General features: G+C 37.5%; 23 protein-coding genes. 18 read left to right on the top strand and 5 right to left on the bottom strand.

All coding sequences use genetic code 11. The annotated features are described in order from the left end of the window. Positions 1–65 precede the first annotated feature (65 nt). The 8 genes from AC3WJG_RS01685 (at position 66) to AC3WJG_RS01650 (ending at position 8,042) form a co-directional block, all read left to right on the top strand. The gene (locus AC3WJG_RS01685) at positions 66–1,253 is read left to right on the top strand and encodes an MFS transporter (RefSeq protein WP_337134267.1); all 1,188 of its coding nucleotides are present in this window, start codon (positions 66–68) and stop codon (positions 1,251–1,253) included. Positions 1,254–1,315: 62 nt separating this feature from the next. Next, positions 1,316–2,353 carry a bifunctional inositol 2-dehydrogenase/D-chiro-inositol 1-dehydrogenase gene (gene iolG / locus AC3WJG_RS01680; protein WP_334036889.1) on the top strand — a complete coding sequence of 346 codons (1,038 nt, stop codon included), beginning with the start codon at positions 1,316–1,318 and terminating at the stop codon, positions 2,351–2,353. 89 nt (positions 2,354–2,442) lie between these two features. After that, positions 2,443–3,324 (top strand): sugar phosphate isomerase/epimerase family protein, encoded by an 882-nt coding sequence (locus AC3WJG_RS01675; RefSeq protein ID WP_043981194.1) that lies wholly within the window; start codon positions 2,443–2,445, stop codon positions 3,322–3,324. 252 nt (positions 3,325–3,576) lie between these two features. Then, positions 3,577–4,626, top strand: coding sequence for a LacI family DNA-binding transcriptional regulator (locus AC3WJG_RS01670; protein ID WP_048019454.1), 1,050 nt, complete (start codon positions 3,577–3,579; stop codon positions 4,624–4,626). Between the two features lie 122 nt (positions 4,627–4,748). Further along, complete coding sequence (locus tag AC3WJG_RS01665) at positions 4,749–5,054, top strand: hypothetical protein (RefSeq protein ID WP_043981198.1); 306 nt, start codon at positions 4,749–4,751, stop codon at positions 5,052–5,054. Between the two features lie 119 nt (positions 5,055–5,173). Beyond that, positions 5,174–6,076: an AraC family transcriptional regulator gene (locus AC3WJG_RS01660; RefSeq protein ID WP_492587910.1), complete on the top strand. Its 903-nt coding sequence runs from the start codon at positions 5,174–5,176 to the stop codon at positions 6,074–6,076. Between the two features lie 244 nt (positions 6,077–6,320). After that, complete coding sequence (locus AC3WJG_RS01655) at positions 6,321–7,262, top strand: sugar phosphate isomerase/epimerase family protein (RefSeq protein ID WP_098965374.1); 942 nt, start codon at positions 6,321–6,323, stop codon at positions 7,260–7,262. Between the two features lie 63 nt (positions 7,263–7,325). Then, positions 7,326–8,042, top strand: a complete 717-nt coding sequence (locus AC3WJG_RS01650; RefSeq protein WP_337134265.1) for a nucleotidyltransferase domain-containing protein — start codon at positions 7,326–7,328, stop codon at positions 8,040–8,042. A gap of 83 nt (positions 8,043–8,125) precedes the next feature. On the opposite strand, the gene AC3WJG_RS01645 is transcribed toward AC3WJG_RS01650, so the two are convergent. Then, positions 8,126–8,869, bottom strand: coding sequence for an SDR family NAD(P)-dependent oxidoreductase (locus AC3WJG_RS01645; protein ID WP_337134264.1), 744 nt, complete (start codon positions 8,867–8,869; stop codon positions 8,126–8,128). 117 nt (positions 8,870–8,986) lie between these two features. On the opposite strand from AC3WJG_RS01645, the gene AC3WJG_RS01640 reads away from it, so the two are divergent. Then, positions 8,987–9,829, top strand: a complete 843-nt coding sequence (locus AC3WJG_RS01640; RefSeq protein ID WP_253351573.1) for a LysR family transcriptional regulator — start codon at positions 8,987–8,989, stop codon at positions 9,827–9,829. An 83-nt stretch (positions 9,830–9,912) separates the two neighbouring features. Here AC3WJG_RS01640 and AC3WJG_RS01635 read toward each other — a convergent pair whose 3' ends face one another. Next, on the bottom strand, positions 9,913–10,242 hold the full coding sequence (locus tag AC3WJG_RS01635) for a four-helix bundle copper-binding protein (protein ID WP_098791714.1): 330 nt from the start codon (positions 10,240–10,242) through the stop codon (positions 9,913–9,915). Between the two features lie 152 nt (positions 10,243–10,394). Here AC3WJG_RS01635 and AC3WJG_RS01630 point away from each other — a divergent pair, with 152 nt between their 5' ends. From AC3WJG_RS01630 to AC3WJG_RS01615, 4 genes are all read left to right on the top strand, one after another. Then, entirely contained in the window at positions 10,395–11,108 is a 714-nt protein-coding gene (locus AC3WJG_RS01630; RefSeq protein WP_337134263.1) for a DUF4396 domain-containing protein, read from the top strand. A 120-nt stretch (positions 11,109–11,228) separates the two neighbouring features. After that, the gene (locus tag AC3WJG_RS01625; RefSeq protein WP_337134262.1) at positions 11,229–11,612 is read left to right on the top strand and encodes a DUF302 domain-containing protein; all 384 of its coding nucleotides are present in this window, start codon (positions 11,229–11,231) and stop codon (positions 11,610–11,612) included. A 166-nt stretch (positions 11,613–11,778) separates the two neighbouring features. Next, the gene (locus AC3WJG_RS01620) at positions 11,779–12,390 is read left to right on the top strand and encodes a DUF421 domain-containing protein (RefSeq protein WP_328147009.1); all 612 of its coding nucleotides are present in this window, start codon (positions 11,779–11,781) and stop codon (positions 12,388–12,390) included. 243 nt (positions 12,391–12,633) lie between these two features. Further along, the gene (locus AC3WJG_RS01615) at positions 12,634–13,053 is read left to right on the top strand and encodes a GNAT family N-acetyltransferase (RefSeq protein WP_221840986.1); all 420 of its coding nucleotides are present in this window, start codon (positions 12,634–12,636) and stop codon (positions 13,051–13,053) included. Between the two features lie 270 nt (positions 13,054–13,323). Here AC3WJG_RS01615 and AC3WJG_RS01610 read toward each other — a convergent pair whose 3' ends face one another. The 3 genes from AC3WJG_RS01610 to AC3WJG_RS01600 are packed head-to-tail and all read right to left on the bottom strand — an operon-like array spanning position 13,324 to position 14,543. Continuing rightward, positions 13,324–13,542, bottom strand: coding sequence for a helix-turn-helix domain-containing protein (locus AC3WJG_RS01610; RefSeq protein ID WP_013084157.1), 219 nt, complete (start codon positions 13,540–13,542; stop codon positions 13,324–13,326). Between the two features lie 10 nt (positions 13,543–13,552). Continuing rightward, positions 13,553–14,032 (bottom strand): DUF2975 domain-containing protein, encoded by a 480-nt coding sequence (locus AC3WJG_RS01605; protein ID WP_098334275.1) that lies wholly within the window; start codon positions 14,030–14,032, stop codon positions 13,553–13,555. A 28-nt stretch (positions 14,033–14,060) separates the two neighbouring features. Next, positions 14,061–14,543: a DUF2975 domain-containing protein gene (locus AC3WJG_RS01600; RefSeq protein ID WP_336091956.1), complete on the bottom strand. Its 483-nt coding sequence runs from the start codon at positions 14,541–14,543 to the stop codon at positions 14,061–14,063. A gap of 619 nt (positions 14,544–15,162) precedes the next feature. Between AC3WJG_RS01600 and AC3WJG_RS01595 the strand changes: the two genes are divergently transcribed. The 5 genes from AC3WJG_RS01595 to AC3WJG_RS01575 all read left to right on the top strand — a co-directional run bounded on the left by AC3WJG_RS01595 (position 15,163) and on the right by AC3WJG_RS01575 (position 18,150). Beyond that, positions 15,163–15,432, top strand: a complete 270-nt coding sequence (locus tag AC3WJG_RS01595) for a hypothetical protein (RefSeq protein WP_336092050.1) — start codon at positions 15,163–15,165, stop codon at positions 15,430–15,432. A 54-nt stretch (positions 15,433–15,486) separates the two neighbouring features. Further along, the gene (locus tag AC3WJG_RS01590) at positions 15,487–15,750 is read left to right on the top strand and encodes a YesK family protein (protein WP_337134261.1); all 264 of its coding nucleotides are present in this window, start codon (positions 15,487–15,489) and stop codon (positions 15,748–15,750) included. Positions 15,751–15,813: 63 nt separating this feature from the next. Next, positions 15,814–16,539, top strand: coding sequence for an ABC transporter ATP-binding protein (locus AC3WJG_RS01585; RefSeq protein ID WP_328240851.1), 726 nt, complete (start codon positions 15,814–15,816; stop codon positions 16,537–16,539). Then, positions 16,536–17,363, top strand: coding sequence for a DUF2705 family protein (locus AC3WJG_RS01580; protein WP_102813532.1), 828 nt, complete (start codon positions 16,536–16,538; stop codon positions 17,361–17,363). The genes AC3WJG_RS01585 and AC3WJG_RS01580 overlap by 4 nt, the downstream gene beginning before the upstream one ends. 13 nt (positions 17,364–17,376) lie before the next feature. Then, on the top strand, positions 17,377–18,150 hold the full coding sequence (locus AC3WJG_RS01575; protein ID WP_102813533.1) for an ABC transporter permease: 774 nt from the start codon (positions 17,377–17,379) through the stop codon (positions 18,148–18,150).

Genomic DNA, 18,150 nt, shown 5'->3' with positions numbered 1-18,150 from the left:
CGTAGTACAATCGTATAAAAAAATAAAAGTCGTTTTTTTCGCAGTAACAAAATGGAAGTGATTAGTTGAGTGCTATAAGTACCGTCAAAGATAAGTATCTTTTTGCAGCCGTTTCATTTATCTTTTGGTTCTCGCAGTTTATTTACGTACCTATTTTGTCTCCTTATATGGAAGGGCTGGGAGGCAAGTATGCCTTTATTGGTGTAGTGTTAAGCAGCTATGGACTCATGCAGCTATTATGTCGCTTGCCGCTCGGGATCTTTTCAGACTTTGTGAAAGTGAGAAAACCGTTTGTTATCTTCGGCATGATAGCCAGCATGTCAAGCTGCCTGCTATTTTCGTTGACCGATAGCTTAACAGGCGTGTTTATATCACGCTGCTTGGCTGGATTGGCAGCTGCAACGTGGGTTGCCTTTACGATTTTATATTCAAGCTACTTTGAACGTGAAAAAACGACTTGTGCTATGAATATCATTTCGTTTATAGTGGTTTTGGCTCAGCTTTTTGGTATGAGTTTAAGCGGTTACATTGTAAGTGAGTGGGGATGGCATGCTCCGTTTTGGATAGGAACAATCTTGAGTGTAATAGGCACTATTCTTTCTCTTTTCATTTACGAGCCCAAAGAGAACGTAAAGAGATCGCCTATAAAGCTTAAAGAATTAATGAGCGTAATAAAAGAGCCGTCGCTATTAAAAATTTCGCTGCTGTCTATTCTAGCACACAGCCTTATTTTCACGACCATGTTTGGTTTTACTCCTGCGTACGCATTAAGCGCAGGATTTAAAGAGAGCGAGCTGAGTTTGATTGTCTTTTCCTTTATGATCCCTCATGCGGCTGCTCCTCTTATTATGGAAAAGCTATTTGTTTGGCGCTTTGGAAAATGGAGCATCTTGAAGGCCGCCTTTTTTCTGGCTGCATTCTTTACCTGTATGATTCCTATGACGGAAAATAAACTTTTGCTTTGTATCATTCAAAGCGTGAACGGGTTTTCATTAGGATTAGTGTTTCCTCTTATGCTAGGAATGTCTATTGAAAGAATAGCTGCAGAAAAGAGAGCTACGGCGATGGGAAGCTACCAAGCGCTGTATGCGTTAGGAATATTCGGAGGTCCTTTTGCTGCAGGAATATTAAATTCTTGGACGGGACTTAAAACAGGCTTCTTTTTTGCAGCAGCCTTAGGGTTAACCGCTACTGGTTTTGCAGCGGCATGGGATAAGAAAGAAGCGTCATATAAAGTTTTTAAAGCAAAATAAAACGTGGAACCAAGCATTTATTTCTATTTTTAAAGCTCACATATTGAAGGAGGCCATAGATTATGGTGTTGAAAATTGGTGTTATTGGAACAGGAGCAATCGGACAAGATCATATTAGAAGAATTACAAATACGTTATCAGGCGGAAAAATCGTTGCGGTTACGGATGTAAACCAAGAACAAGCAAAAGCTGTTGTAAAAAATCAAAGCTTGGATGCCGTTATTTACGATGATGGACGTGAGTTAATTAAATCAGAAGAAGTAGATGCAGTTGTTGTGACTTCTTGGGGGCCGACGCACGAAGAGTTTGTGCTGGCGGCCATTCAAGCTGGAAAACCTGTATTTTGCGAAAAGCCGCTTGCTACAACGGCAGAAGGCTGTAAAAGAATCGTTGACGCTGAAATTACACACGGCAAGCCGTTGGTGCAAGTTGGTTATATGCGCCGCTACGATACAGGGTATCGCGCTTTAAAGAAAGTGATTGAAAGCGGGCAAATTGGTGAAGCATTAATGGTTCACTGCGCACACAGAAATCCTACGGTACCTGATACATACACGGGCGATATGTCAATTGTTGATACGTTCATCCATGAAATTGACGTTTTGCGCTGGTTATTAAATGACGATTATGTATCTGTTCAAATCGTGGCACCGCGAAAAACGAGCAAGGCACTTGAACATCTGCAAGATCCAATTATGGTGCTGCTTGAAACAAAGCAAGGCGTTCGAATTGATGCTGAGGTTTTTGTAAACTGCCAGTACGGCTATGATATTCAATGTCAAGTAGTAGGAGAAACAGGAATCGCTAATTTACCTGAGCCTTCAAGCGTCGTGTTGCGCAGTGAAGCAAAAAAATCTACTGAGATTTTAGTAGATTGGAAAGATCGATTCATTGACTCTTATGATACAGAGCTGCAAGACTGGATTAACTCAACGCTTAAAGGCGAAGTGAATGGACCTACTGCTTGGGACGGTTACGTTGCGGCCGTTACTTCAGATGCTTGCTTAGAAGCGAAAAAATCAGGAAACATTGTTCCTATTTCGTTAGGTGAACGCCCTGATTTCTACCATAAAACGTTAACTGCAGCAGGCAAACTGTAATTGTAAAAACGGTTTGCTTACAAAACAGCTTAATTAAAACTTAGGGGATGGACACGTCTGGTGTGCATAAAAGAAAGGGGAGCCTTACATTGCGTTTAGCATATGATCCGTCACATTACCGTGACAATACAAGTTTAAAAGATACGATTGATACAGTTGCAAGATTAGGCTATGAATACGTAGAGTTATCTCCGCGCAAAGATTTTATTTGGTTTTATGAATATCCAAAAGTTGATAGACAGCGTATAAAAGACTTAAAAAGATACTGTGCCGATGCGGGGGTAAAGATTTCGTCTGTGCTTCCGGTACAGCAGTGGTCTTCACCAAATGAGCAGGAACGTGAAGCGGCAGTAAGGAACTGGAAGCGTACAATCGAAATTACTTCTGAGCTGGAAGTAGATTTAATGAACAGTGAGTTCAGCGGCGACAAGAGCCGCCCTGTTGAAAGCGAAGCGGCTTTTGTTAAATCGATGGAAGAGCTGATGCCGATTTTTGAAAAAGAAGGAATTAAGCTTAACCTTCAATCGCATCCAAATGATTTTATTGAGTTAAACACAGAAGCTATTGCAATGATTCGTGCGCTGGACAAAGACTGGATTAAATTAGTTTATTCTGTCCCTCATGCTTTCTTTTATGACGATGGCATTGGCGATGTAGCAAAGCATATTGATGAAGCAGGTGATTTGCTTGCACACGTTCTGATTGCCGATACTCTTAACCATAAAGCAGCGTTTGGGCTGCGCTATATTGTAAATCCACCTGATGCGAAAGTAACGATTCACCAGCATTTAAATCCTGGTGAAGGAGAAATTGATTTTGACGCACTGTATCGCAAATTAAGAGAAATTAAATTTGACGGCATCGTAACAAACTCTGTATTTGCTTACCCTGATCGACCGGAATGGTCAAACGAAGTAACGTTAAAGTCAATTAGAGAAGGATTAAATATTAAAGAAGGCCTAAACATTTAACGTGATTGACTGAAGTGATGCAAAGCATAACGAGATATGTTTTGCATCACTTTTCATGGTTTATGCTTGAAAGAAGATCAGAACTTGTGGGCATAGCTAGTTTAAAATAGCCTTAATTGTTCTATCCGGACTCCATCATGATGATAAAGAGAGGCTTTATTATGCTAGTAATGTATAATAAAGATAGATGCAAAACGGATAGAACTTTTTATTATAAAATGTTAATTACTACAGATAAAGGTGAGTGAACGTATGTCAGTTAAAATGAGTGATGTGGCCAAACTAGCTAATGTAGCTCCAGCTACTGTCTCGCGAGTTCTTAGTCAGCCCCACCTAGTAAGCAAAGAAACGCAGGAAAAAGTTTTAAAAGCCATTGAAGAATTAAATTATCAGCCCCATATCATCGCAAGACAGTTTAGAAAAAAAGAAACAAAAACCATTTTAGTAGTTGTTCCTGATATTACTCATCCGTTTTTTTCTGAAGTTCTTAAAGGAATTCAGCATACGGCGATTAACAGCGGTTACCGAGTAATTTTAGGAGATACAGAAAATGACATTGAGCGAGAAGGAGAGTTTGTTGATTTATTATTCCAAAAGCAAGCGGACGGCATGATCCTTCTAACAGCCCGTATGGATAAAGACAGAATTGAACAAGTCTCCAGACAGTTCCCTACGGTTCTTGCGTGTGAGTACATTGATGGCTTAGATATTTCTACCGTATCTATTGATAATATTAGCGGGGCGCGAAAAATAACGGAGCATTTAATAAGCCTTGGGCATACCAAAATTGCGCATATCACTGGTCCTATGAATGTTATCTTAAGCCGTGATCGATTAAAAGGATACCGCCAAGCGATGATTAGCCACGATTTACCCGTGGATTCCGCTTTTATTCAAGAAGGAGATTTTAGCCTAGAGTCCGGTTATCATCAAATGATTCGCTTATTATCGTTAGAACAACGGCCAACTTCCGTATTTGTTTTTAACGATGAAATGGCGATCGGAGCGATAAAAGCCGCAAAAGACAGCGGGTTAAAAGTGCCTGAAGATATAGCTGTAGTCGGATTTGATAACTCAAAAATGTCGGATATCATTGAACCGCATATTACAACAATTGAGCAGCCTAAATATGAAATTGGAAAAAAAGCGATGGAATTACTGCTTGGATTAATGAGCGGAAAAGCCTTAGAACAAAAAAAGTTTGTATTAAAAGATGAACTAATCGTACGCGAGTCTTGCGGAAGTAAAGCTACAGTGAAAAATTTTATCCAGCTTGAAGGCTCAGCTAAGAAAATTAACTAGTGCTGTTTACATGCTATGATGTTTTTTGCTGAGAAGTAAACAAGAGAGACCATCACCTTTGTCTTCTCTTGTTTACAGCAAAGCGGAAGGAATACTCTGATAAAAAAGAGAAGGTGACTTTAGTGAGGATTAAGGGAACAGTATTCAAAAAAAGAACATATCCAAAGCATCACTATAAAAGAATGGATCATCTTTCTTTTTTAGAGGTGAAAGATAACATCTCCTTTGATGGCGATGCACTGAAAATTCTTCCTGTTCTTAGCCAAAAATCAATGGAATGCTGGAGTATCGGAGATGAAATTGATGTGGAAGGTGAAATGAAGTATATTCGCATCATTACTTCATTAGGAAAACTCAGCTTGCTGCCTGTTCCGGTGTTTATCGTCAAAACAATTAAAGAAATAAAACCATCTTCTGTAACTAGTTAAGCTGTCAGACATAAAACGGATAATCATCGTCATCAATCATGTTCACATTTTAACGGAATTTAAATTCTGAAATTTCTTATAAATTACAGATTCCTTCAGATAAGAAGGGGGTGAAGCATATGACAGCTAATCTTATCGCGGGGAAAATTTCTTTAAATGAATGTGTTCATCGTACACAAGGAAACGGAGCGTCTTTTCACGTTCATTATTGGGGAGTTATGCCCAAGCACTATGATAATGTCTCTCATAAACATTCTTTCTTTGAGGTGTGTTACGTGCTTGAAGGGAAAGGAATTTATATAGACGACGGGCATCCCTATCCGGTAAAAGAAAATACACTATTTCTTTCAAAGCCCGGCGTATTACACCACATAAAAAGCGATAGGGGGCTTTTTCTCTTGTATGTAGGCTTTGAACTGGTTGAATCAGAATCAACTGAAAAGTGCATCAAGCTAATAGAAGAAGCTAAACGATGTTCTAAAGTAGTAATAGATGTAAAAGAAGATGGAACGGCTCCGTTCATTTGGAAGTTTCTTTTGAACCATGCCGCAAAAGGAGAAGATGTCTTTTTTGAAGAAATACTGACAAATTTAGCTCATTCTCTTATTCTTTCGCTCATAAATACTTTTGTTTTGCCTTTAAATTACCATTATCAGAAAGCTGTTCAAAAGACATCTTCTTTAACCCTTAATCTAGCAAAATTATACATTAAAGATAATCTAGCCAATTCTATTAAACTTACGGATACAGCGACTCATTTACACCTATCTAGCCGGCATCTGTCTCGTCTCTTTAAAACTGAATTAGGTGTCAGCTACTCGGAATATGTACAAAATGAAAGAATTAAAAGAGCTGTGATACTGCTCAAAACAACTGATTTATCGATTAGAGATATTGCTCAAGAAACAGGATTTCCAGATGTTCACTACTTTACGCGGGTTTTTACAGCTTCAATGCGCAGTTCACCAGGACGTTTTCGTAATCTATATACAAAATTAAAAACAACTGCATATAAAGATTAGCCAACTCTTCTTTGCTTACATGTGTCCCAAGCAGAGGAGAGTTATTTTTATGGAATAAAACTAATAAGGTTCAAAAATGTCCTGAAAAGATAAAAAGTAGTCTTCTTAAAGCAAAGACGATTAAGATTCGGAATTATATAATAATAGCTATACTTTATTAAAATTAAATAAAAACGTTTACAATCAGTGTTTTTAGCTTATTGAGATTAAAAGCTGCAGACGAAATTTTTAGGAGGAGAAGACAATGAAATTATCTTATGTAACAGACAGTTTGGGACATTTACCTTTTGAAGAAATGTTAGATGTAATCACAGAGATGGGAATCAATACAATCGAAATGACCACAGGGGGTTGGTCTCCGGCACCTCATTTAAAACTAAATGAATTAGTAGAAAGTGATGATAAGAGAAGTGAATTTTTACATGCATTAGAAAAGCGTAACATCAAGCTTTGTGCGTTAAACTGTTCTGGAAATCCTTTAGATCCAGGTGAACTGGGAAGAGAACATCGGGAAGTAACGGATAAAACGTTTGAACTGGCAAAGTTATTAGGTGTAAAGAAAGTGATCATGATGAGCGGATTACCAGCCGGAAGTCCTGAAGACAAGATTCCAAACTGGATTACGTATACAGTAAGTTGGCCTCCAGTGTTAAAAGAGATTTTAGATTACCAGTGGAATGAAGTAGCCATCCCCTACTGGAAAGAGCTCGTTAAGAAAGCTGAAGCCTGCGATATTGAAAAAATCGCTCTTGAAAACTTCAGCTCTCAACTAGTCTATAACCCTGAAACGTTATTTAAACTTCGTAATGCGGTAGGACCTATCGTAGGATTAAATTTAGATCCAAGCCACTTAATCTGGATGGGCGCAGATCCTATTTTGTCAGCTAGAGAATTAGGAGCAGCCATTCACCATGTTCATGGAAAAGACGTGCGCCTTGAGAGACATCTATCAGGAGTGAACGGAGTGATGGAAACAAAAGAAGTGACGGATGTAGCAAATAGAGCCTGGAATTACGTGGCCGTAGGCTGTGGTCAAGATTTACAGTGGTGGAAAGAGTTTTTCTCTGTTGTTAAGATGATGGGCTATGATGAAGAAGTTTCTTTAGAAATGGAAGATTTAACAATGTCAGTTGAAGCAGGGGTTCGAACTTCTATTCAGGCATTAAAACAAACGCTTAGCTTTTAATTTAAAGGAATTTCCACGTTCTAACCAGAAAAACAATATATATTGTTTTTCTGGAGGAATACGATGAAAGAGCTAAAAAGGTTAGAACCGCTGCAGGCAGCTACACAATTCATTTTTAAACATTACCCTAACTGTCAAGGCGCATTACTCGCCGGGAGCGTGGTGAGAGGAGAAGCTACCCACACGTCTGACCTTGATCTTGTTATTTTTGATAATAATTTTACTTCTTCTTTTAGAGAGTCCCTCATTGAATTTGAATGGGCAATTGAAGTTTTTGCTTATAATCTGACTTCATACCAAGCCTTTTTTAAAAGCGACTGTAAGAGGGCTAGACCGTCACTGCCGAGAATGATTTCCGAGGGAATTATTTTAGTGGATAATGGAATTGTTAAGTCTATAAAAAAAGAAGCAAAACACTTACTTGAAAAAGGCCCCGAAAAATGGCCGGAAGAGACGATTAGATTAAAAAGATATTTTATAAGTGATGCCTTAGATGATTTAATTGGTTCTTCAAATAAAGGTGAATCACTTTTTATTGCTAACGCGCTCGCTTACATAACGCATGAATTTGTTTTAAGAACGAATGGTCATTGGATCGGGGATTCTAAATGGATTGTCCGGTCTTTGAATGATTATAATGAACGCTTTAGTAAAGAGTTTGTAGAGGCATTTGATACCTTTTATAAAACAGGAAATAAAGATAAAGTAATTCAACTGGTGGATAAAGTGTTAGCGCCACATGGAGGCCGGCTGTTTGAAGGGTTTTCACTGGGGAAGTAGAGGTTGAATCAGTAGCCTTGTTAGAACCCTGCTACTATTTCTTGCTAGTAGTGGGGTTCTTTTTTAGGAATATTCACGTATGCTTAAAGAGTTTGCCCGTTATCAATCGTAAACACTTGGCCCGTTACGGACTCTTGCTTTAACTGAAACAAAATAGCATCTGAGATATCTTCAGGAGAAGAAATGCGCTGAAGAGGTAGGTTTCCTGCCAGCTGATACATTTTATCTTCGTTGCCAGACCACCATTTTGTGTCGACTGCACCAGGAGAGATACAGTTTACTCGAATATGTGGTGCTAAGGCAATGGCTAACGACTTAGTCATCGTATGAATTGCTGCTTTTGTTGCTGCATAGGGAATAGAAGAGCCGATGCCAGTTGTACCGGCAACGCTTCCTACATTAACAATGGCTCCTGCCTTTTGTTTTTTTATATGTGGAACGGCTGCTTTTACACAGTGAAACATGCCTTTTACGTTTACATCATATAAAGAGTCCCATACGTCATCAGTTACAGACTCTAAGTCATTCATCGGGATTTGAGCTGTAATACTAGCGTTATTCACTAAACCATCTAACCGCCCGAATTGTGCAATGGTTTGATGAATCATTGCATTTACTTCTTGCTCGTTGGCTACATTCGCTTTAAAAGCAAACGCTATGCCTCCTTTTTCAGCAATCTCCTCTACAACTTTTTTCGCTTCTGTTTCTGAGCTGCTGTAGTTTATCACAAGTTTCGCGCCCATGTCAGCTAACTTTAAAGCCGTTGTTTTGCCTATACCAGTGCCGCCGCCCGTAATAATAAATACTTTATTTTTAAAATCGATCATTTCTATAAACCTTCCTTTCTCTTAACATCTTTTATTATATCTTCGATGAAAAAAAGGATATAATAGGTAATACTAAGAGAGGTATCATTTAAAGTGATATCAACGGAGGAATTAAAAATGGAAAGCCAAGACTTACGAATATTCAAATGCGTGGCAGAAGCAAAGTCACTATCAAAAGCTGCGGGGGTATTAGGATATGTGCAGCCGCATATCAGCCAGCGGATTAAAAATCTAGAGGAAGAATTAGACACCAAATTATTGATACGCACGAATCGAGGAGTCACGTTAACAAATGAAGGGGAAGCTTTGTTTAACTATGCTCAGCGTATTTTACGTTTAATGGAGGAAGCTAAAGCAGAAGTTAATCCGAATAAGTTTAAAAGATCCTTGATCATTGGTGCCCCGCAGACGGTTTCTGCTACTAAAGTTCCTTCTTTATTCTCATCTTTTCTGAAAGAACACCAAAGTATTGAAGTTAAAATAAAAACAGATAGAAAACAAGTCTTACAAGAAATGCTTTCGTACGGAGAAATCGACGGACTGTTTCTTAGCGGTGCCTATAATGAGGCTCAGTTTGAAACGGTTTATCACTATGCAGAAAAAATGGTGCTTATCTCACCTCGATATGAAGCTAGAGAAGGAAAAGACCAACCAACGCTACTCATCAATAGTGATGGAAACTGCATCTATAGAAACAGACTATTAGAGTTTTCAAAGAAACATCATATACATAAAGCCAATATTATGGAATTTGATTCATTAGAAGCTATTTTACAAGGCGTCCGTGATGGACTAGGCATGAGTGTAGTACCCGCTAGCGTAGTAAATTCTCGTGGTGATATGAAAAGCATTCAATATCAAGAGCTTTCAGAAGACGTTCATATTGATTTTGTAGTAAAGAAAGGGAAGCAGCGCTCGCAAAGCCTTAAAAAGTTTATTCATTTTTTAGAGAGTCTATAGATCTTCTCTTCCCATATCACTAAAAAGAACCCTTAATGCCTGAAATGCGCTTCAAGGGTTCTAGCTTTTTTATGTTCTAAAGATTATGCAGCTAATTTTCTACACTCATCCGCGCATTTCAAGCAAGCTTCCGCACATTTTTGACAGTGGTCATGATCGTGTTTCTTACACTCATTTCCGCACTTTTCGCAAATTTCGGCGCAAACTCCAGCCAGTTCAGCAACGAAAGGCGTTCCTCTTTCTAGAGCTTGTTCCAAATATCCGCAAATATCTGCACATTCTCGATCAAAACGGATACAGTCCACCATCATACCCACATTTTCTTCTTTTAGACAAGCATCAAAACAATGGTTGCAGGCACTCATACAGTCATGCAGCGTTTGAATAACGGTTTGATAATTTTCGTGAGACATTGTAAAATTCCTCCTTATTTTTCTTCTCTCTATTACATTAAACTATCGTTTGGTTTATTAAACATAATAAAAATGAGCAAGTGGTCTTTTATGTTTGAATATAGGGGTGGAGGGTATGTAGTTGGTAGATAAATCTTAAAGGAGTGTAGCACATGAGCTGGCTAGAAATACTTTCGTATATAGCTATTACAATTGGACTTATTCAATTTTTAGTTATTGCAATTGACGTGATCAAGCATCCGCAGATGATGTTTGTGATGAATATTGTGTGGCCTATCACAGGGCTATATTCTCCTGTCGCCGGAATATGGTTTTACTTTAAATTAGGACGTAAAGATCGAAAAAAACACAATCACGCTCATCATTCCTCTGAGCATATGCATGATAACCATGAAGGTCATCATGAGCATCATCATAGTGAAAAGCCTTTTTGGCAAAGTGTTTTTGTATCGACTACGCACTGCAGCAGTGGGTGCTCGGTCGGAGATTTAATTGGTGCACCGATTGTATTTTTAACAGGATGGACGATTGCTGGAAGCGTACTTTTTGCGGATTACGTAGCGGAATTTATTCTTGCTTATATAGCGGGAATTGCTTTTCAATACTACGGTATGAGTATGAAAGATAATAGCTCAAAAGATGAGTTGAAAAACGCGGTAAAAGCCGATACATGGTCGCTTATTGTGTTTGAAATCGGCATGTTTGGCTGGATGGCTTTATCACATTATGTCTTTTTTGCACAGGCACCCAAACCAGACAGCGCGGTCTTTTGGTTCATGATGCAAATCGCCATGATTATTGGCTTTTGTACAAGCTATCCAGCGAACTGGGTACTTGTTAAAAAAGGTGTAAAACATGCGATGTAATTTTACTTGGGGCTGCTGCCGCTGATATCAGGTTTAAAGCTACAGGATGGGGCAGAATAGTATCAACTCCGAGTTTCGTCTAAAAAAGGAAATCATTTTAATTTAACAGGAGGAGATTTGATGTTTGATTACACGGTAAAAACACCGAAAAGCTTAGAAGAAGCGATTAGTTCTCTAGAAGAAAACTTAAAAAGCGAAGGGTTCGGTGTATTGTGGAATTTCGATTTAACTGCAAAGCTACAGGAAAAAGGGCAGGACTTTCATATACCGTTTACAGTATTAGAAGTATGCAATCCGAAAGAAGCTCAGCGAGTTCTATCGCAAAATCTCTTAGTAGGATACTTTCTGCCTTGTAAAATGGTTGTATATCAAGATGAAAGTGAAACAAAGATTGGCATGCCTAGACCTACGGCTATGATTAATATGCTTCATAATGAAGAGCTTCAACGACTGGCAGAAGATATTGAAACAAGGTTAATCCGCTGTATTGATCAATCGGTGTAAATGTCACTCAGAGAAAAAATATCAAAACAAAAAGATACCTGAGGGGTATCTTTTTGTTTTTTAAACTTATTAAGATATGAGAAGTGGAAACGAAATTTTTAATACATGAATAATTTGCTTTCAGTTGCCTACTCTAAAAGCAAACTGTAGTAAAAAGGATGATATTATGAATTTTATCTGGCAATCTGCAATCTTAATTTTATCGGGAATATTATTACTAAGAATAGCGGGGAGAAAATCAATTGCTCAAATGACGCTCGCTCAAACGGTCGTTATGCTTTCTCTAGGTACCATCATCGTGCAGCCCATTGTTGAAAAAAGTATGTTAAAAGCGATTGGCGGGGCAGCTATCTTTGTTCTTGCTATTTTAGTTTTAGAGTATTTACAATTAAAATTTAATGGGTTTGAAAAATTTCTGACAGGTAAGTCTAAAATCGTTATAAATAATGGTCAATTAGATACTAAGCAGCTTAAAAAATTACGTTTAACCGCCGATCAATTAGAAATGAGATTACGAAATGCAGGCATATCAACTATAAAAGATGTTAAAACCGCAACAATTGAACCAAATGGACAGCTAGGGTACGAACTTCAAGAAGATGCAAAACCGTTGACTGTAGGTGACTTTAAACAGTTAATGGCATTATATATGCCATCCTTTTCTCAAACAAATGGACCTTCGCAAGATTTACATAACGAGGTATCGTCTAACCCTTCTTCAGATATATTTGAAGAAATTAATCACCATTCTAAACCCAATCCTAAATACCTTCAGTGATATAGTCACTAAAAAAGACGTCTTTTTCGTATAATAATTATTAAGTAAATGAGCATAGTTGTTTTAGGTTCAAATCGCAGATGATTTGAACCTTTTTTGGGATTAAACTCAGAAGCTAACGTTTATAAATCATTACCACTATGTAGGATGGTTTTTATCGTATACATACTTGTAACGATTTACCAAGGACTTTTGTTTTTGAAAACAGAAATAGTTTGTATAAAAATAAAAGGAGTAGGTTCCATGAAGATTTTCCTTTCAAATTGTATAGAAAATGTTGAGTGGTCGAGAATGAAAGAAATTTATCACTCGGTAGGATGGACGAACCATAATGAAGAAAAAATTAAAAAAGTATTTCAATCAAGCAACGTAGTAGCGATTGCTTATGATGAAGATAACATAGCAGGATTTGGCAGAGCTCTTTCAGACGGTGTGTTTAATGCTGCGATTTATGATGTTGTGGTTGACGAGCAGTATCAGAACAAAGGAATTGGCGAGCAAATTATAGAAAACCTGCTGGCTCAGCTTAATGATATTTCCTGCGTTCATCTTGTTTCCACATCAGGAAACGAAGAGTTTTATAGAAAAGCAGGATTTCGGAAAATGAAAACCGGAATGGCTCGTTATTTAAACCCTTCTTTAGCGGAAGAATATTTGGAATGAGCTATGCCTAAGATTGTCAATCGGCTGACATTTTAGAGTATGTACTAAATGAATAATAAAGAGGACGTAGAAAAATCTAACGTGTTCCCTTTTGAGGGGCAAACAGTTCAAATCGCATCACACTTTTTGTTACCAATATTAATATAATTCTCAGTCGAGTTCTCTAATTAAATAAATCAATAAAAGCAGAGAAGGGACAGCAATTAAGCTGCCCCTTCATTTTAATTTCACTACCTCATCATTATGGTTGAAAAAATTTGATGTCTTTTATTATGAATTGTCTTCGTCGCTTTTGTACTCCAAAATATCACCTGGCTGACAATCCAAAGTCTTACATATTGCTTCTAATGTTGAAAAACGAACCGCTTTTGCTTTTCCATTTTTCAGGATGGAAAGATTCGCCATAGTAATTCCAACCCTCTCTGAAAGCTCCGTTACGCTCATTTTTCGTTTTGCTAACATCACATCAATATTAATAATAATTGCCATATCCTACACCTCAGACCGTTAAATCATTTTCTGATTTTATGTTAATTGCTTCTTGCAAAAGCCTTTGGAGAACAGCAGCAAAAACCGCGATAACCAACGAAGCAAAAGGAATAACCATTCCAACAAAAATGAGACCTGGGGCATCGTCTTTATCTGCCACGAGATAATAAATGGGCAAACCTAAGACGTGCAAACTACAGATAGAAATGGCGCAGTATTTGATGCTCATTAAAATTCGAACAGACAATTCGGAGAAAGCAATGTTCTTATCAATATAACTCAACAGTTTAACAGTTCGATAAAGGGCGAAGTAAAAAGGTAATGTTCCTCCATATAAAAGGATGAAAATGATATATTTTATGGAATGAATACCTAAGAACTCCGCTACCGCATTTGCCAGTTCAGGAACTAGAAATATGCACAAAGTGAGAACTAGAATTCCAATGAGAATAACTGCTATCTTCAAAAATAATGTGGTTGCTATCTTCATAAAAACACCTCTTCTATATTTCAAAATATTAATTGTTTTTTGTCTGTAGATCCAGGAGATTCTTTATAGGTTTTTGAAACACGTCCACAATGGCTGCGATGATGCTTGTTGCCAAGATGCCCATTAGACCTAGAGATATTGGACCTGCTGCATCATCACCCGTGAATTGAGCATGCGCCCTTAAATAAACTATTGCTAACAAAATAAACAAAATGACAGTAAAAGTGCATTTTTTTATTACCTTCAAAGATTGAAGAGATAACTCAGAGAAAGCGTTATTCTTCTCGATATAGGTTAAAAGTTTAAAAGCTTGATAACAGGCCAAAGAAAATGTAATACATATTCCATATGTACATATCAACAGTGGATATAACGAATAATCACCAGGACGCTCTATAGCATCTCTTCTGGCTGCTTCAGGCAACAAAAATATGCATGCGGCAAGCACTGCAATTCCAATCAGAAAAATTATTACCTTTAAGAAAGTGGTAGAGCCTCGTTTAACATTCATAAAAAACACCTCACTTATTTAATAATAATACGAATTTAACATATGATTTATCGTTTTACAATAAAATATTATCGTTTTGTATTATATTATTATTGTTGTTGAAATATCCTTTTAATATTAAATAAAATAAAAAGCATTTCTCATTACAAAGAAATGCTCTTACTTTAGAATGTTACATTTACAACTTTTTCAACAAAACTCCCTAAAAATTTAATAAAGTGAATCAACAACGAAAGATATCAGAACCTACTTGAAATAAATAATATTCTTAAAACTCAATAAATAATTCGCTTAAATTCGAATAATTATTTCCATATTGGAGAATTTTCATGCGAATTCCTGCTTGGATTTAAGAGGAAATAGCAAATATAGAAGTAATACCAAGCAAATGGGAAACGTGAATTTATGTATCAATTCACGATAAAAATGCATGATGAAATTAAGTTTTTCACCCCAGAAAAGAACCCGTTAGTAAAAATCTATGTCCTTTTTTCTTTTTGATGTTGAGACTATGGAATCTGTATATTTCTATTTAATAATATATGGTATTATTTTCTTTAGTTAGGAGGTATTTGAAATAAGTATATCAAAAGAAAGTAAGCCGATTTTATTAACGATCATGTTACTGGCGGCTGCGTTTGTTGTATTTTTTGCAAATCGGCTGCTTCCCCAAAATTCAATTTTCCCAAGTGAAACCGGTGATTTGACTATTTTGCTGTGGCTGTTTTTTGCGATAGATATTGGCTTTATTGTAGCGTTAGTTTTAGGAGTTCGAACGAAGAAGCCGAGCGTTGTGTGGTTTAGCATTATCGCAAACAGCATCTTTTTTGTGTTGCTTTCTGTTTTGATTTTTTTATTAGCAATTGCGAATGGCATTTCTGAACCGTAAGCTTATTATTTTTATTATAGGTGAATGATGAGGATTTAGAGAGGTTGATAGATTATGATGATAGGCGGTCCTTTATTGATTGCGCTGCTGCCAGGTATACTTGTAATCCTTGTAACTTGGCTGTTCAGAAAGATGAAGTGGAACAAGTTCATTAGAATGATTCCTTCAATGCTAACCGTTATGGCTGCCGCCGTTCTTTTTTACATTGGCTATGTAGAAATAAGAGGCTTTGAAGGTGCGGGCTATTTGTTTTTATCTGTGTTTTTGCTTTTATTCGCGCTTGTATCCTATATTGTAGCTAAAAAGCCTGTACAATAATTTTTATAAACTTTATAAATTCTTTATAAATCCCTCCTATACTACGTGTAGGGGGGATTTAATATGAAAAATATCATTTTAGATGTAAAAAGCGTTTCGAAAAAAGTAAGACGTCGTCACTTAGTAAAAGAAGTATCGTTTCAAATTAACCAAGGGGAAATATGCGGACTGCTAGGGCCAAACGGTGCTGGTAAAACGACCTTAATTCGTTTGTTGACGGGGTTGATTAAACCAACCGGGGGAGAAGTTTTTATTAATAACAAACATATTTTTTCACAAAGAAAAGAAGCGCTGCAAAGCGTTGGCGCAATTGTGGAGTCACCCATCTTTTTTCCGTATATGACGGGAAAGGAAAACCTGACAAATTTAGCTCGACTGCATCCATTTTCGACAAAACAAGAAAGGCAGCAAAAAGTAAAAGAAGTGCTTCATATTGTGGGATTAACCGGCAGAGAAAATGATAAAGTTCGAACGTATTCTCTTGGGATGAAGCAAAGGCTTGGCATTGCTCAAGCGCTTTTAGGCGACCCGGACTTGTTGATACTAGATGAGCCAGCCAACGGCTTAGATCCAATGGGCGTACGTGAACTGCGCGAGCTTCTTTTCACCTTAAAACGCCACTATAACAAAACGATTTTGATTTCTAGTCATTTGCTGGATGAATTACAGCGAGTATGTGATCAAATTGTCGTGATGCGAGAAGGAGAGCTAATATGGGACGGCGCTTTAGACCAGTTAGCATCCGGTAAAAATCTTGAAGATGCGTTTGTAGAGCTGGTGTCGCAATGAAGGATCTCTTAGTAGCGGAGTGGGAAAGACTTTGGAAACGAAAATTGGCGTGGCTGACCTTTCTATTAGTGCCGGTGGTGCTGTTAGTTGCTTCTTCCTATCTCCAAAAAGAAAACGGAGCACTCACAGTCGATTTACCACAGTATACGTTTGCGGGAAACTTTCCTGTACTGAGCTTAGCCGAAATGTTATTTACCGTTTTTAATGCTATGTTCTTAGTTTTTATTACGCTCGTTGTTACCGGCGAATACCGGTCAGGACAGCTGCGAATGGTCATGATACGATCATATTCGTTTAAAGAAATCATCCTAGCAAAAGCCGCAGTGATACTGCTGTTTAATGCACTGTTTTTTATTACGTATTTTTGTATGAGCTATGTGATAGGCTTTCTAATGTTTGAACACGCGCAAAGCTACTTTGTGTTTTATCACAGTCATGCTTTTAACATAAAAGAAGCGTTAGTATATAATCTTTCATTCTATGGATATGCCTACTTAACGACGATTGCGATATGCTGTGTGCTGTTTTTTATCTCTGTTATCAGCAAAACGACCACTACGGCTGTTGGAATCGGTGTTGCTTTTATACTAATCTCGTTTTCGTATCCGACTTTATTAACGGGATTTAAGCAGTGGATGAGTGAAGAGCTTTTTGGACAGCTTTTCTTTACTTCTGTACCGATGATTCAATGGCAGGGGATTACAGTCATGATGGCAGAAAAACCGCAGTTTGTAGGCTGGAATTTCGGTGTGTTAGGTTTTTATGTTCTGTTTTTTAGCGGTTTAACGTATATAGCGATTCGAAAAAAAGAATCATTTTTATAAAAGGAGAGAAGACATGATGACAGGACTTTTTATCAGTGAACTCGAGCGAACGTTTAAACGAAAAAAAACGGCGGTAGTACTAGGTGTGTACATAGGGTTACTTGCTTTTATTTGGTTCTTTTTATTTCGAATGGGAGGCACTTCGTTTTTCGATGCAGATCATGACGTGAAAATTGATTCTTTAAATTCCGCGCCTTTGTTTCTTCGAGAACTGTCGTTTGTTATTACGTTTATTGTCATTCCTATGTTTGTTGCAGATAGTTTTAACGGCGAGTACACGTCCGGAGCTTTGCGCATGGTATTGATTCGACCGCATCATCGTGTAAAACTGTTTTTTGTAAAATGGGCCGTTCAATGTTTGTTAGTTTTTCTTATTCTTTGTATTACTTGGGTAGTGGGCACATGTGTTGGGAAGCTAGCTATGCCTCACGTAAACGAAACAACGTTTTTAGGCGGACATACGCTAGGGACTTTAGGGGCGTTCCTATATTCGCTAAAATTTTACGGCATTTGTTTTTGCATCTTTATAGCGGTTATTAGTATCGGGAGTATCCTGAGTGTTCTTATGCCTAATTCCATTTTATCTTACGTCGCAACTATTGGTGCTTTAATTGGAAGTGTGTATGTGTCAGATAAACTAAGCTTCTTTTTCTCCGTAACCGATTCTGTTTTTCATGAATTAAGCAGGCCAAACTCTGAATTTTTAGTGAACCTATTATTTCCAATTTTGCTTGTTAGCCTTATAATAAACCTATTCGTATGGAAAAAGAAAGAATGGGTAGGGTGA

The organism is Priestia sp. FW507-14D1A (assembly GCF_058781295.1).
Note: the sequence above shows the minus strand (reverse complement) of the source record. Positions and strands in the feature narration are given on the sequence as shown.

Coding starts and splice junctions, on each gene's coding strand:
- AC3WJG_RS01575 (WP_102813533.1), top strand. CDS start 17,377: ATGATGACAGGACTTTTTATCAGTGAACTCGAGCGAACGTTTAAACGA.
- iolG (WP_334036889.1), top strand. CDS start 1,316: ATGGTGTTGAAAATTGGTGTTATTGGAACAGGAGCAATCGGACAAGAT.
- AC3WJG_RS01660 (WP_492587910.1), top strand. CDS start 5,174: ATGACAGCTAATCTTATCGCGGGGAAAATTTCTTTAAATGAATGTGTT.
- AC3WJG_RS01655 (WP_098965374.1), top strand. CDS start 6,321: ATGAAATTATCTTATGTAACAGACAGTTTGGGACATTTACCTTTTGAA.
- AC3WJG_RS01640 (WP_253351573.1), top strand. CDS start 8,987: ATGGAAAGCCAAGACTTACGAATATTCAAATGCGTGGCAGAAGCAAAG.
- AC3WJG_RS01630 (WP_337134263.1), top strand. CDS start 10,395: ATGAGCTGGCTAGAAATACTTTCGTATATAGCTATTACAATTGGACTT.
- AC3WJG_RS01600 (WP_336091956.1), bottom strand. CDS start 14,543: ATGAATGTTAAACGAGGCTCTACCACTTTCTTAAAGGTAATAATTTTT.
- AC3WJG_RS01625 (WP_337134262.1), top strand. CDS start 11,229: ATGTTTGATTACACGGTAAAAACACCGAAAAGCTTAGAAGAAGCGATT.
- AC3WJG_RS01605 (WP_098334275.1), bottom strand. CDS start 14,032: ATGAAGATAGCAACCACATTATTTTTGAAGATAGCAGTTATTCTCATT.
- AC3WJG_RS01580 (WP_102813532.1), top strand. CDS start 16,536: ATGAAGGATCTCTTAGTAGCGGAGTGGGAAAGACTTTGGAAACGAAAA.
- AC3WJG_RS01590 (WP_337134261.1), top strand. CDS start 15,487: ATGATGATAGGCGGTCCTTTATTGATTGCGCTGCTGCCAGGTATACTT.
- AC3WJG_RS01645 (WP_337134264.1), bottom strand. CDS start 8,869: ATGATCGATTTTAAAAATAAAGTATTTATTATTACGGGCGGCGGCACT.
- AC3WJG_RS01635 (WP_098791714.1), bottom strand. CDS start 10,242: ATGTCTCACGAAAATTATCAAACCGTTATTCAAACGCTGCATGACTGT.
- AC3WJG_RS01620 (WP_328147009.1), top strand. CDS start 11,779: ATGAATTTTATCTGGCAATCTGCAATCTTAATTTTATCGGGAATATTA.
- AC3WJG_RS01595 (WP_336092050.1), top strand. CDS start 15,163: ATGTTACTGGCGGCTGCGTTTGTTGTATTTTTTGCAAATCGGCTGCTT.
- AC3WJG_RS01670 (WP_048019454.1), top strand. CDS start 3,577: ATGTCAGTTAAAATGAGTGATGTGGCCAAACTAGCTAATGTAGCTCCA.
- AC3WJG_RS01585 (WP_328240851.1), top strand. CDS start 15,814: ATGAAAAATATCATTTTAGATGTAAAAAGCGTTTCGAAAAAAGTAAGA.
- AC3WJG_RS01650 (WP_337134265.1), top strand. CDS start 7,326: ATGAAAGAGCTAAAAAGGTTAGAACCGCTGCAGGCAGCTACACAATTC.
- AC3WJG_RS01610 (WP_013084157.1), bottom strand. CDS start 13,542: ATGGCAATTATTATTAATATTGATGTGATGTTAGCAAAACGAAAAATG.
- AC3WJG_RS01615 (WP_221840986.1), top strand. CDS start 12,634: ATGAAGATTTTCCTTTCAAATTGTATAGAAAATGTTGAGTGGTCGAGA.